Genomic DNA, 13,301 nt, shown 5'->3' with positions numbered 1-13,301 from the left:
CGCCCACGGCCACGACACCGCACCTACCGTCGGACTGCTGCCTGCAGCAGGATCACAAGCCGGAGGTGGTGACGAAGTTCGATTTCAACCGGGAATCACCGCGGCAGGTGATGGTCACGTGCGGGGCAGCCGGGCACGAGAAGTATGCTCGTAAGCCCTGGCAGCCATTGCCGCTTCGTGCGACTTGGCGGCGCATCGCGCCACGCACCATTGCAACCCGCTCAACGCGCCGTGGCAGGCACCTGCGCGCTCACCGGCGCGGGCGATGCCGGTTCGGTCCAGATCCGTTGCCACATCCGCGCCAGCGCTGCACCAATCTGCCCACGTGCCACCGGCGCCCGGTACGCGGCCTGCAGCTGCCGCGGCGGCATCGCCGCCCAGCCGTCGCCCTGCTGTCGCGCCACCGCGAAGTTGAAGTTGTAGTCCGGTTCCAGGCCCATGCGCAGGTCGCTGAGCACCAGTTCGCCGCCCTTGACCTGCGCGCGCATGAAGCCGCGGTTGAACCACGTCAGGCGCTGCACCGCCGGCAGGTCGCGCACCTGCGCCAGCGCCTGGGTGTTGGAAGGATAGCCCTGGAAGCGCATCGGCCCGTGGTCGGCGACCAGCGAGCGCTCGCCGATCACGTAGCCGCTCGGGGTCATCGCCACCACCCGCCATAGCAGCGTGTTGAACGGCATCGGCACCGAGAAGCGCGGCGCCTGCGCCAGGCCCATCGCCGCCAGCGCGCGGTCGGCCTCGCGGTCGACCAGCTGCTTGGCCAGCAGCGACCAGCCCAGGTAAAGACTGCTCAACAGCAGTCCGACGAGCAACGCCTGCTGCGCCACGCGCCGCGCGCGGGCGAACCAGGCGATGGCGCAGGCCAGCAGCAGCCACAGCGTGTAGGCGGGATCGATGATGAACACGCTCGACCACATCGTCGGCGATGGCCGCAGCGGCCACCACAGCTGCGTGCCGTAGACGGTGAACGCATCCAGCAGCGGGTGGGTGATCAGCGCCAGCTGGATCGCCCAGAACCAGCGCCGCGGCGCCTCGGCGACCCGCCCATGACCGAAGCGCCGGAACAGCCACCAGATCATCCAGCCGAGCAGCGGCAGCACGAACAGCGAATGGCTGACGCTGCGATGCACCGTCATCAGCGTCACCGGATCGCGGGTCAGCGGCAGCAGGATCAGCGCATCGAGGTCGGGCACGGTGCCAAGCGCGGCACCCGCAAGCAGAGCCGCGCGCCGATGCGTAGCCGGCGCGATGGCCGCGGCAATGGCACCGCCGAGCACGATCTGGGTAAGGGAATCCATCGGCCGATGCTAGCAGCGATGCGGGAATGGGTGCGTGGCCATGGCAGTGGCGGTGGCGCGGCGGTCGCTCGTTTGCTGCTGTCGCAGATGTACAACACGCGGCACGGGCAGTTCGGCCCGATGCCGATCCTGCCAAGCGCTTCAAGCGAACGCGCCGCTGCCACTGCAAGGGCATCTCCGATGACGAGGGAAGGCTATTTGCAGGAGCGGCGTTAGCTGCGGCGAGACGCCACAGGTAACGCCTGTCGCGGCTGAAGCCGCTCCTGCGACGACAACGGCATGTCCACGCCGAGTCGCAGCAAAGCGAATGAGCTGACGTCGCTCCCTCTATGGAAAGGCACCCCATCAGGGTGCCCTTCCCTGCCCATGCAGCGCCTGGATCAGAATCCGAATCCCTCGAAGAACAGGGTGTATGCATCGTCGGAGGACGTGGCCGCCGTGCCGGGATTCTCCGATTGGAAATAGCTGATCACGTCGGCTGCGATGACGCCCAGCCACTTCCAGAATCGTCCCTTCCTCTTCGAGGTGCCGCCCTCTGCCGCGAACTGACCGCTTTCGGCCGCCTGCCTGGACCAGTAGCGTGTGGAGTGCCTGGCCACGCTCAATCCACCCAGGATCAACGCGCCATTCCTGGAGGTGGGATCGAGCTTCGCCAGGGCGTCCCGCTCCAGCTCCTCGAATTGCGCTGCGGCGGCCTCCAGGTCGTCGGCGTTCTCGACGATCTGGTCGATCCGCACGACGAATGCGAATTCCTCGGCACTGAACCGCTGGCGCAATCCCGTCAGGTTTTCGGTCACCGACCGCGTCGGGTCGATCCCATCGATGATCGGCTGCTGTGTGGCGATGAACTGCTCCATCGGCATGCCCGGGGCGTAGCCGCACTTCTTGACCAGCAGCGTCAGGGCCTGGTCGTGCGAGGGATTGAGGTCCATCAGGCAACCGAGGTACATGTTGTGCTGGGCGCCGGCGTGGTCCATGGGATTCTCCGCGGCCAGCGCGGGGAGACCGACGGCGCTGCCGACCAGCAGGGCGGCGGTTGCGAGAAAGTGCTTCTTCATTTGCATTCTCTTCATTGAACGGGGATGAGTGGGCCCGGACCCACATGGGTCATGGGCAGGCGGTCACCGCCGCATCGGCGCACGGCACGATGCGGCGGTCTTCAAGCGGAGCGGGCTGCAGCCCGGTCAGAACACGATGTCGTAGACGGTGCTGGAGGTGGTGGCCGCGGTGACCGGGTTTTCGGTGAGCAGGAAACCCACCACGTCCGAACCCACGACGGCCAGCCATCGCCAGAAGCGCCCCTTCTTCTTCGCGGTGGCGTCGCCAGCCGTGGTCTCGCCATGCTCTGCCGCGACCTTGGCCCAGTAGCGGTTGGAATGCTTGGCCACGCTCAGCCCGCCCAGCACCAGCGCGCCGTTCCTGGAGGCAGGATCGAGCCGTGCCATGGCTTCCTTCTCGAGTTCCTCGAACTGCACCGCCGCCGCATCCATGTCCTCGGCGTTCTCGATGATCTGGTCCATCCGCACGATGAACGAGAATTCGTAGGCACTGAGCTGCTGGCGCAACACGGCCAGGTTGTCGGTCATCGGCCGGGTCGGATCGACCGCATCGATGATGGGCTGTTGCGTGGCGATGAACCGCTCCAGCGGCATGCCGGGGTTGTAACCGCACGTCTTGACCACGACGGTGAGGGCCTCGTCGGGCGAGGCATTGGCGTCCATCAGGCAGCCCAGGTACATGTTGTGCTGGATGCCGGCCTGGTCCACCGGGTTTTCCGCCGCCAGCGCAGGGGCGCCGACCACACTGCCCGCCAGCAAGGCGGCTGCGACAAGGAGCTTCTTCTTCATGATGAGCGTTCTCTCGCTATATGGAAGGGATTGGAGATGGCTGGGGTTGCGTGCATCGCCCCCGGGGGATATGGCCACCACCGCATCGGCACTCGGTGCGATCCGGCGATTTCAGGCTAGGCAGGCCGCCGCCGCGGCACGAGGGCAAACCCGGGTCGCCACGGGAGCGAATCGGGTCGAATTGCCGGGGCCACGGCGCAAGCACGGCGGGCCGCGGACGCGCGAGCCGGCAGCGCGGCGCGTTGCCACCATCGGAGAATCAATAACTTAGGAGGATTTATTCCCGGTCTATACCCGCGGATGCGCTGGCATCGGCCGCAGCCCCGCTCGTAGGCTGCGGACTCTTCTTCTGCGCATTGCGAGGTTCCGATGCCTGCCTGCCGTTTCGTCTTCCATGCCGCCCTTGCCGCGGCCCTGCTGACCTTGCCGCTGATCGCCCACGGCCACGACACCCTGCCGCCGGACTGGTGCCTGGAGGAGAGCCAGGAACCGGAGGTGGTGGTGAAATTCGATTTCGACGGCGAGCAGTTGCGGCAGACGATGGACAAGTGCGGCGTGGTCGATAGCCACGAGCCGTACACCAATACGCTGAACACCATTGCCGCCTATTGCGAGGTGGTGGCGCCGTCGCGCTCGGCCAAGCCCATCGTGCTCGGCCCGACGACCTTCCTGGCACGCGATCACCACAGCGCCTACCGCATGGAGCAAGGCTTGAAGGGCGCCTGCGTGGTCTGCCCGGCCAAGCGCGGGCGCTGACGCACCATGCAGGCGCGCTCGCCGGTTAGCGCAGCCGACGATCGCCGGCAGGAGAAGTGCCGGGCTTGCTCAGCCGAGCGCGTCCCGGCGGGTGTAGGCCAGCACCGTGTCGATCCTCGACTGCAGGGCGGCGCGCGCCTCCGCCGACAGCTCTCCGCAGTGCGCGAGCACGAAATAGGCCGAGCGCAGCACGTCCCGCCAGCGCGGGTTGCTAGGCAATTTGGAGACCGCCAGGTAGCGCTCCATCGCCCGCGCACGCAGGCGGCCGTCGTCGATGTTCACGCGCCAGATGCGGCTGCGCTCGGCCAACTCCAGGCGACCGGTCGCGGTGGCGCGCTCCCAGGTGTCGATGACCGCCAGCATCAGGTCGACCAGCGCGCGCCGGAAGGCATCGCGCAACGCAGGCGCGGCGGCCTCCGCTGGCGTGTGCTCGGCCTGCGCGGTGTCCGCCACCGCGCCACGGTCGCGTTCCTGCAGGCCAAGGACGACCAGCCCATCGCCGCCGCGCCAGGGCGTGAAGGTCACGGCGAGCGGCGTGCCATGCCGTGCGACGATCTCCAGGCGTTGCGCGGCGCTGTCCTCCATCCGCTCCAGCGCCGCCTGCAACGCCGGGCGGTCGCCCTCGGCAACGCAGGCGAACACTGGCTGCCCGACCGGTTCGGCGTCGTCCGCGCCGCCGAGCAGCAGGCGGCCGGCACGATTGGTGGCCAGGACCTGGCCTTCGGCATCGAGCAGGCACAGCGCGTCCTCGCGGCTGTCGAGCAGGGTCTGCAGCAGGCTGCGATCCTCGGCCAGCGCGTCCGCCTCTCGCCGATAGCGCGCGAGTTGCTCCTCGTGGCGGACCTGCCGTGCGGCTTGCAGCAAACGTTCGCGCTGGCGGCGACGCTGCAGCCACAGCCAGAGGCCGAGCGCGGCGGCGACGCCGGACACCAATGCCAGCCACAGCAGCAACGTGCGCTGGCGCAGTTGGACCTGGCGCAGGCGGTTTTCGCTTTGCAGGGCATCGATGGTGCGCTGCTTTTCGGCGGTGTCGAAGCGGATCCGCAGCCAGTCCAACTGGCGATCGTGCTGCGCGCGGACCAGCGCCGCGGCCTCCGCATTCGCGCGCCGCAGCGTGGCGATGGCCGCCGCCGTATCGCCACTGCTTTCCTGCAGCCGCGCCAACTCCTCCAGCAACGGCACCCGCACCGGATCGCCGCCTGCGGCCGCTGCCAGCGCCGCGCGCAGGCGGGCCGCAGCGGCGGCCGCGTTGCCTTCGAGGCGGGCGGTCCGCGCCAGCTGCAACTGCAGCGCGGACGGCAGCGGCAGCGCCCATGCCTCGGCGAGCGCCAGCGCACTGGAACTCCAGCGCTGCGCCTGCGCGACGTCGCCGAGCGCCAATGCCGCGCGGATCAGGCCATCGTGCACACGCAGTTCGTACACGCGGCGGCCCTGCGCCCGGTACACGGCAAGCGCCTCCTGCAGCCAGGCCAGCGCCTGCGGCGTGTCGCCGCTGTCGAGCGCCAGCTCGGCCATGGTTTCCTGCACGTGCGCGGCCTCGATGGCGTCGCCCTGCGCGCGGTTGGCGGCAAGCGCATCGCGGTAGTAACGCATCGCAGTGTCGGACTCGCGCAGTTCGCGATACACGTCGGCGATATTGGTCAGCACGGACGCAGAGACCGCGCCGCGCGCGCGCTGGATGTCCAGGCTCAGCGTCAGGTTGCGCAGGGCACCGCGAAAATCCCCGAGCCGGCGCAGCGCCGCACCGACGTTGTTCAGATCGCGCGCCTCGCCCATGCGGTCGTGCAGCGAGCGGGACAGCGTGGCCGCGCACTCGAAGCGCGCCAGCGCCTGCGGCAGGCGTTCGCGGCGGAAATCGAGAATGCCGCGGCGGCGGGTGAGCTCGTAGCGCAAGCGCGCGCCGCCGGCATCGCCGAGGTTGGCCTGCGCGCAATCCAGCGCCTGCTCGGCGGCGTCGAAGCGGCCGCCATCGAGTTGCTGCTTGGCACGTGCAAACAATGCCGCGACCCGCGCTTCGCCCGCCGTGTGCGGCGTCGATACGCCCGCCTGCTGCACGCACAGCAGCGGATCGGGAAGCGGACGTGGCGCGGCGGGCTCCGCGCAGCCATAGATCGTGTTCTGCGCAATCGCGGCCGCGCTCGCCGCGAGCAGGACGCCCAGGCACGCCCATCGCAGGCATGTCCGCGGCCGCGTGCCAGGCGCGGTGACGTTCGCCTGGACGGAATCGCCAGAAACGGCGGACCAGGCCGAGCCGAACCATGTCCCCATGGATCTGCGCGACCGGCCGCACAACGCCTTCCCTGGTTTCACTGTCTCCACAACTCCAGAACTGATCGGGATGCGGCGCACGCGCGCCGCAGCGACATGGATCAGCGTGAGGCCCGGGCGCGAACGTGGGTTCCTGCCCGGGCATGTCGCGCCGACGCATCGCAGTAGACCCGATGCCACGGAAGCCGGGCAAGCGCGCGCGGCGGTGATGCACACCACACACGGGTCATCGTGGAATAGCGGTCACACTGCGTTCTACGCTTCCGTCCACTGCAAGGACGGCGGTGCCACGCCCAGGGCGATTCGCGACAAGGGCAACTGCGGGGCGCAGACGCGGCAGCAGTCGAACGCACGCTGCCAGTCACGCGCCAGGCTGTGCAGCGCCGCCTGGCACGATCGGCTGCTTCAGGCCGCGCGCGGCCAGACGTTCTCCTGCACCAGCCGCAGGCGCGGCGGCAGTTCGCGCAGCACGTCGCCGCGGTGCGAGAGCAGGCGCAGGGTGCCGTCGGCCTCTTCGGCGAGCGCGGTGAGGTTTTCCACCCAGTCGCCGTCGTTGGCGTAGACCAGACCGTCGCGCTCGAACAGTCCGGCGCGGTGCACGTGGCCGCAGATCACCCCGTCCAGGCCGCGGCGGCGCGCGTCGTCCAGACCGGCGGCGACGAAGCGCTCGATGTAGCGCTCGGCGGCGCTGCTCTGCCGCTTCAGGTAGTCGGCCAGCGACCAGTAGCGCATGCCCAGGCGGCGGCGCACGCGGTTGGTCAGCTGATTGCCGGTGAGGATGCGGTAGTACAACCAGTCGCCGAACTTCTCCTGCAGGCCGCCGAACTGGGTCACGCTGTCGTAGTCGTCGCCGTGCACCACCAGCAGGCGACGCCCGTCGGCGGTGGCGTGCACCGCGCGCCGGCGCACCTGCATCGCCGGCAGCGCCAGCCCGCAGAAACGGCGGATCGGCCGGTCGTGGTTGCCGGGGACGTAGATCAGTTCGGTGCCGCCGCGGGCCAGCGCGTGCAGCGCATCGACCACGCGCTGGTGCGCCGCGCTCCACACCGCGCGGCGCTGCGCCATCCACCAGAAGTCGACGATGTCGCCGACCAGGTACAGCTGGTCGCAGCGCAGGCCGCCGAGGAAGTCGGCCAGCTCGCGTGCGTGGCAATGCGGTGCACCCAGGTGCACATCGGAGACGAACACCGCGCGGCGCGGCGCCAGGCTGTTGAGCGGACTCATGCCACCACCTCTGCTTCGTTGCGGGGACGTTCGAGGTAGCGCGCGCGCTTCTTGCTGCGGATGCGCTGTAGATCCAGCTCGATCAGGCCGTCGACGGCGTCGTTGAACGCAGGGTCCACGCCGAAGGCGAGGAAGCGCGCACCGCCGGGCTCGCATAGATCGGTGTACTGCTTGTAGAGCATCGGCACCGCCGCGCCCAGCGCGTCGAGGTTGCCCTTGAGCACCTTGAAGGCCGTGTCGGCGTCCAGTTCGTCGAACGCCGACGGCGCTTCCGGATACGGGAACGGCCGCGCCGAGGCGGCTTCGCCGCTGGCGTCGCCGTAGTAGCGCGCGTAGTAGGCCACGATCTGCTCGCGCGCTTCGTAGGGCAGCGCGGCGCTGATCGACACCGCGCCGAACAGGTAGCGCACCTGCGGATGGTCCTGCAGATAGGCGCCGATGCCCTGCCACAGGTAATCGATGCTGCGGCTACCCCAGTAGTCCGGCACCACGAAGCTGCGGCCCAGCTCCATGCCCGCGGCGATGCGCGGCAGCATGCCCTCGCCGTAGCGGAACAGTTCGGCGGTGTAGAAGCCGGCCAGGCCGCGCTCGGCCAGCACCGGTGCACCGCGGGCAACCCGGTAGGCGCCGACCACGCGGGTGGCCGCGCCATCCCACAGCACGATGTGTTCGTACCAGGTGTCGTAGTCGTCCAGGTCCAGGCGCCGGCCGGTGCCCTCGCCCACCGCGCGGAAGGTCAGCTCGCGCAGGCGGCCGATCTCGCGCAGCAACGCCGAGCCGGCGCGCAGCCGGCCGACGCGGATCTGCTTGCCGTCCAGGGTATGGCCGAGGCTGCGCAGGCCGGCCACTTCCACGGCCAGTTGCGCCGGGTCCTCGGCGGCGACCAACGCTTCTTCGTTCGGCGCGGCCTGCCCACCGCTGCGGCCGAGCGCATACAGCTCGCTGCGCAGGCGCCGCATCAATTCGGCTTCGGGCAGGTCCTGCGGCAGCGCGCGGGCGCGGCCCAGGCTGAGCGCGATGCGGCGCTCGCGGCGGGCGAACATCTCCCGCGCCAGCAGCGCGGTGCCGGCCGGCTTGAACAGCGCCGAAGCGCCGTAGAACAACGCCGAATTGCGTGCATGGATGCGCACCGGCAGCACCGGCGCGGCGGTGCGCAGGGCGAAGCGCAGGAAGCCGCGGCGCCAGCGCCCGTCGGCGACGCCACCCCAGCCCAGCCGCGAGACCTCGCCGGCCGGGAACACGATCACGCATTGCTCCTGCGCCAGCGCCTGCTCGATCGCCCGCACGCTGGCCGGCGACGGTGCGCCGCCGAGGATGCGCACCGGCAGCAGCAGGTCGCGCAGGCCTTCCAGCGCCCACAGGAAATCGTTGGCGACGATCTTCACGTCGCGCCGCACCTGGCCCACGCAGTCCAGCAGCGCCAGCGCATCCAGCGCCCCGGAAGGATGATTGGCGACGATCAGCAGGCGCCCGCGCGCCGGGATGCACTCGGCGGCGGTCGGTGCGACCACGTAGCGGGCCTGCAGGAAATCCAGTCCGGCCTGGACCAGGGCGAAACCGCGCAGGTCGCGGTTGGCCTCCAGGAACGCGTCCAGCGCGTCCAGTCCCGACCATTTCTGCAGGCCGCGCAGCAATGGCCGGACCAGCCGCGAGCGGCGTCCGGCAAACCAGTGCGGGTAGCGGTCCTGAAGACGGCGTTCGAGTGCGAGCACGGCAAGCCCCCTTGCTGACTGCGCACAGCTTCGGCCGCGGCGGCGACACCGATCTTGCAATCTGACTACGGCAAAGTGACGGGCGCACCATGGCGCGCCAACCGGTTAACCTTGGGCAACGTCCGACCCGGGCAGCATGCACGCCGCCCGGCGCCCGTGTATCATTCGCCTCCATCTTTTCATCCGAATACAAGGATATAGCCGCGATGTCCAGCTATCTCTTCACCTCCGAGTCGGTCTCCGAAGGCCACCCGGACAAGATCGCCGATCAGATCTCCGATGCGGTGCTCGACGCGATCCTGACCCAGGACAAGCGCGCGCGCGTGGCCTGCGAAACGCTGGTCAAGACCGGCGTGGCGATCGTCGCCGGCGAAATCACCACCAGCGCCTGGATCGATCTGGAAGCGCTGACCCGCAAGGTGATCCTGGACATCGGCTACAACAGCTCCGACGTCGGCTTCGACGGCGAGACCTGCGGCGTGCTCAACCTGATCGGCAAGCAGTCGCCGGACATCAACCAGGGCGTGGACCGCAAGAAGCCGGAAGAACAGGGCGCTGGCGACCAGGGCCTGATGTTCGGCTACGCCACCCGCGAGACCGACAGCTTCATGCCGGCCGCCATCCACCTGTCGCACCGCCTGGTCGAACAGCAGGCCAAGGTGCGCAAGAAGAAGAACTCGCCGCTGGCGTGGCTGCGCCCGGACGCCAAGAGCCAGGTCACCCTGCGCTACGAAGACGGCGTGGCGACCGCCATCGACGCAGTGGTGCTGTCCACCCAGCACGATCCGGACATCAAGCAGAAGCACCTGGTCGAGGCCGTGCGCGAGGAAATCCTCAAGCCGGTGCTGCCGGCCAAGTGGCTGCACAAGGGCACCAAGTTCCACATCAACCCGACCGGCAAGTTCGTGATCGGCGGGCCGGTGGGCGACTGCGGCCTGACCGGGCGCAAGATCATCGTCGACACCTACGGCGGCTGGGCGCGCCACGGCGGCGGCGCGTTCTCCGGCAAGGATCCGTCCAAGGTCGACCGTTCGGCCGCCTACGCCGCGCGCTACGTCGCCAAGAACGTCGTCGCCGCCGGCCTGGCCGACCGCTGCGAAGTGCAGGTGTCCTACGCCATCGGCGTGGCCGAGCCGACCTCGATCTCGGTCACCACCTTCGGCACCGGCAAGATCGCCGACGACAAGATCGAGAAGCTGATCCGCAAGCACTTCGACCTGCGTCCGTTCGGCATCATCCAGATGCTCGACCTGATCCACCCGATGTACCAGCAGACCGCCTCGTACGGCCATTTCGGCCGCACCCCGAAGGCCTTCACCTACACCGACGGCACCGGCGCCCAGCACCAGGCCACGGCGTTCTCGTGGGAGAAGACCGACCGCGCCGAGGCGCTGCGCGCGGACGCCAAGCTGAAGTAAGCCGGCCTGCCCGCGCTTGCAAGAAAGAACGGGCCGCATTGCGGCCCGTTCTGCGTTTGGGTGGTGGGAACCGGCCAGTGGCGGACACTGGCAACGGCCATGCAGGCAGGGGTGCGCCACGCCGCAGGAACGCTTCCGCGCAGGAGCGGCTTCGGCCGCGACATGCGTTGCTTGGAACGCGCGTCGCAACGGAAGTCGTTCCGCAGGATGGACTGGGCCTCCTTGTGGGAGGGACTTCAGTCCCGACGACGGAGGGTGTCAGTCGGCTGTCGGCGGCGCTTGCCGCGGCTGCATGACAGTCGACTCCCGCAGGCAGACACGCGCGCTACCGCATCGTCGGCGTGCGCTCAAGGGCGGCCGTACAGGCGGCACGGCATGTGTGCTTCACCTGGTCCGCCAGGCAGCAGCGATGGTCACGGCGGGAGCGCCTCAGCCGCGGCGCTGCAGCGCGGCCTGCAGCAGCGCCTGGAACTTCGGCAGCGGACACAGCCCGGTCGCGGCGTCGCTGCAACCGGGAATCTGCAGGGTCTGCAGCAGCGGCGGATGGCGCAGGCTCAGCGGGGTCAGCGCGCGCAACTGGTCCAGCGACTGCGCCTGGTAGCGCACACGCACGTAGCGCTGGCCATTGCGTGGGTCGCGCACCTGCTCCACCACCAGCGCCCCGCCGGGGGGCGCGTCGTCGCGGCCGAAACCGGGCAGGTGGAAGTGCAGGTCGAGCAGGCCGCTTAGCGCGGCGATGTGGGTGTCGCTGGCGACCAGCACGCTCAGCCGCGGCGCGTCGTCAGCGCCCAGCGTGTCCAGCAGGCGGTGCGCCAGCGGCGCGCCCGCGCGCGCGGCCATGTACTGCGGCCGTGCGTAGATCTCGAACAGCAAGGCGTGCAGTCGCGACACCGCGGCGATGCGCGCCGGCGTCGCGCGACCCCAGCCGACCTGGTCCAGCGGCATGCCTTCTGCGTACTGCAGGATGAACACCTCGGCCGTGCCCGAGGTCAGGTCCAGCGGGCCGTGCAAGGCCAGGCTGCGCCCGTTCGCGCCCGGGGTCAGCGACGAGGGCATGTGCACGAAGTCGCAGCGCTCCGTGCAGCCGAGGATCTCCTGCATGGTGCGCAGTTCGCGCGCATACGGTGCCAGCACCGCGCCCGGGCCGCCGGTCTGGCGCTGGATCGAGGCCACCGCGGCGGCGGCATCGAACTCCACCGCGCTGGCTTCCACCGGACGGAACAGCGGGTCGTCGCTGCCCTCGGCCTGGTGGCCGGCCTGCAGATGGCAGCCGGGCGCGAGGGTGTCGGCGAGCAGCTCCGCACTGACGATGGTGCGCTGATCGGAGTTGGCGTAGATGCTGACCGTGCCATCGGCCGGGCAGCCCTGCGCCGGCAGCACGCCATCGCGCAGCAGCCATTGCCGGGTGTAGTCGCCGCTGCGTTCCACCGCCGTGCGGCCGTGCGCGGTGAGCAGGCTCGGCGGCGTGTCCCACACCGGCCAGGGTTGCGGCGCCAGCGCGGCGGCCGCGGCCTCGCCCGGCAGCGGCGCGCGCACGCCGTGGCGGAACAGCATCCAGACCTTCTCCACCTGCAGCGCGGGCGCGGCCTTGGACGCCGGCCGCGCCTGCGCGCCCAATGCCGCCACCAGCAGCACGACCCACAGCATCCAACGCGTTCTTGTTTTCATCATCGTCCCCAACATGGAAAGTCTCACGGTGCGCTCGTGCCGCATGCGGCCGTGACCCGGTCGCAGCGCAGGCCCGTGGCGATACCGAGCCAGTAGCCCAGCCGCTGCGGATCCGGGGCGCCAGCGTAGTAATCGGTGCTGATCCATTGCGCGCCGGCCTCCAGCGCCGCCCGTGCGCGGCGGCGGTCGTGCGCGCGCGCCTCGCGGCCATCGGTATCGGCGCGGGTGCGCACCAGGAAGCCCTGCGTCACCAGCGCGCGGATCCGCGGCGCCTCGGCCAGCGGATCCTCGATCGACAGCACCGCCGCTTCCGGCTGGTCCGGCGCGTACCAGCCGAACATCATGCGGCCGCGCAGCGATGGATGATCCTGTCGATACAGCGCCTCGTGCCGCGGATTGCCGTCGAGCACGAACAGCATGCGGCCGCGCGCCTGCGCCACCCGCGGCCAGGCATGCGCCAGCACCGCCTCGCGCAGGCTCGGCGCGGCGCCGCGCACGTCGTCGGGCAGGATCAGGCGCGCGCGCCCGACCACCTCGACGATGTCGCGGTCCAGTGAGTCCAGGTCATGAGCGTCGAACGCGGAACGGTGCGGCCACAGGCCCGGCACCGGATCGAAATCCACCGCATTGACCAGCACCACCAGCGGCGCATGCCTTGGGTGCGCGCGCGACCAGGCGGCGAGGATCGCCAGGCAATCGCGGAAGCGCAGGCAGTGGCTGGCGTAGTCCAGGCCCGGCTGGTGCAGGACCTTGGCGCCGGGCGCGTGCATGCGGGCCCGGGTCGCCGCATCCGCGCGTGCATACGGTGCGGCGTACAGGCCGCCGTGCGGATCGGCGGCCACGTCGAGTTCGAGTTGCCGCAGCCCCAGCGCGAGCTGGGCCTGCAGCGAAGGATGGCCATAGGCCAGTGCCGGCCATTCGGCGGCGTCGTGCGCCTGCAGGCGCTGGCGCACCTGCGCGGTCGGCACCGGCCGATAGCTGTTGTGCGAGCCGAGCAGTTGCACCTGGTCCAGGCGCAGGCCGTCGATCGGCACCGTCACCGGCACCTCTGTCGACCACGCAATTCCCGGCAGGATCGTCAGCGCCAGCCAGACGAACATCGCGGCGATGCCG

The 13,301-nt window shown here is 69.9% G+C and carries 10 protein-coding genes; 2 read left to right on the top strand and 8 right to left on the bottom strand.

Annotated elements, in window-relative coordinates; translation table 11 throughout:
- Window positions 1-221: 221 nt before the first annotated feature.
- From SLW52_RS01550 to SLW52_RS01540, 3 genes are all read right to left on the bottom strand, one after another.
- Window positions 222-1,295, bottom strand: coding sequence for a metal-dependent hydrolase (locus SLW52_RS01550; RefSeq protein ID WP_320739583.1), 1,074 nt, complete (start codon window positions 1,293-1,295; stop codon window positions 222-224).
- 380 nt (window positions 1,296-1,675) lie between these two features.
- Window positions 1,676-2,353, bottom strand: a complete 678-nt coding sequence (locus SLW52_RS01545) for a hypothetical protein (RefSeq protein WP_320739585.1) — start codon at window positions 2,351-2,353, stop codon at window positions 1,676-1,678.
- Between the two features lie 126 nt (window positions 2,354-2,479).
- Window positions 2,480-3,142 carry a hypothetical protein gene (locus SLW52_RS01540; RefSeq protein WP_320739586.1) on the bottom strand — a complete coding sequence of 221 codons (663 nt, stop codon included), beginning with the start codon at window positions 3,140-3,142 and terminating at the stop codon, window positions 2,480-2,482.
- 369 nt (window positions 3,143-3,511) lie between these two features.
- Here SLW52_RS01540 and SLW52_RS01535 point away from each other — a divergent pair, with 369 nt between their 5' ends.
- Complete coding sequence (locus tag SLW52_RS01535; protein WP_267097114.1) at window positions 3,512-3,898, top strand: hypothetical protein; 387 nt, start codon at window positions 3,512-3,514, stop codon at window positions 3,896-3,898.
- Window positions 3,899-3,967: 69 nt separating this feature from the next.
- Here SLW52_RS01535 and SLW52_RS01530 read toward each other — a convergent pair whose 3' ends face one another.
- The 3 genes from SLW52_RS01530 to SLW52_RS01520 all read right to left on the bottom strand — a co-directional run bounded on the left by SLW52_RS01530 (window position 3,968) and on the right by SLW52_RS01520 (window position 9,102).
- Entirely contained in the window at window positions 3,968-5,896 is a 1,929-nt protein-coding gene (locus SLW52_RS01530; RefSeq protein WP_295920081.1) for a tetratricopeptide repeat protein, read from the bottom strand.
- A gap of 675 nt (window positions 5,897-6,571) precedes the next feature.
- Window positions 6,572-7,390: a UDP-2,3-diacylglucosamine diphosphatase gene (locus SLW52_RS01525; RefSeq protein ID WP_017915584.1), complete on the bottom strand. Its 819-nt coding sequence runs from the start codon at window positions 7,388-7,390 to the stop codon at window positions 6,572-6,574.
- The gene (locus SLW52_RS01520) at window positions 7,387-9,102 is read right to left on the bottom strand and encodes a lysophospholipid acyltransferase family protein (protein WP_267085457.1); all 1,716 of its coding nucleotides are present in this window, start codon (window positions 9,100-9,102) and stop codon (window positions 7,387-7,389) included. Before SLW52_RS01520 ends, SLW52_RS01525 begins: the two co-directional genes overlap by 4 nt.
- Before the next feature lie 206 nt (window positions 9,103-9,308).
- Here SLW52_RS01520 and metK point away from each other — a divergent pair, with 206 nt between their 5' ends.
- Window positions 9,309-10,520 carry a methionine adenosyltransferase gene (gene metK / locus SLW52_RS01515; RefSeq protein ID WP_010342184.1) on the top strand — a complete coding sequence of 404 codons (1,212 nt, stop codon included), beginning with the start codon at window positions 9,309-9,311 and terminating at the stop codon, window positions 10,518-10,520.
- 429 nt (window positions 10,521-10,949) lie between these two features.
- Here metK and SLW52_RS01510 read toward each other — a convergent pair whose 3' ends face one another.
- Together SLW52_RS01510 and SLW52_RS01505 are read right to left on the bottom strand one after the other, a co-directional pair.
- Entirely contained in the window at window positions 10,950-12,167 is a 1,218-nt protein-coding gene (locus tag SLW52_RS01510) for a histidine-type phosphatase (protein ID WP_267085456.1), read from the bottom strand.
- Window positions 12,168-12,211: 44 nt separating this feature from the next.
- Complete coding sequence (locus SLW52_RS01505; RefSeq protein ID WP_267085455.1) at window positions 12,212-13,288, bottom strand: phosphatidylinositol-specific phospholipase C1-like protein; 1,077 nt, start codon at window positions 13,286-13,288, stop codon at window positions 12,212-12,214.
- Window positions 13,289-13,301 lie beyond the last annotated feature (13 nt).

This window comes from Xanthomonas sp. LF02-5 (assembly GCF_034105325.1).
In the GTDB taxonomy this organism is placed as follows: domain Bacteria; phylum Pseudomonadota; class Gammaproteobacteria; order Xanthomonadales; family Xanthomonadaceae; genus Xanthomonas_A; species Xanthomonas_A sontii.
This window is presented reverse-complemented; position numbering and strand designations above follow the sequence as displayed.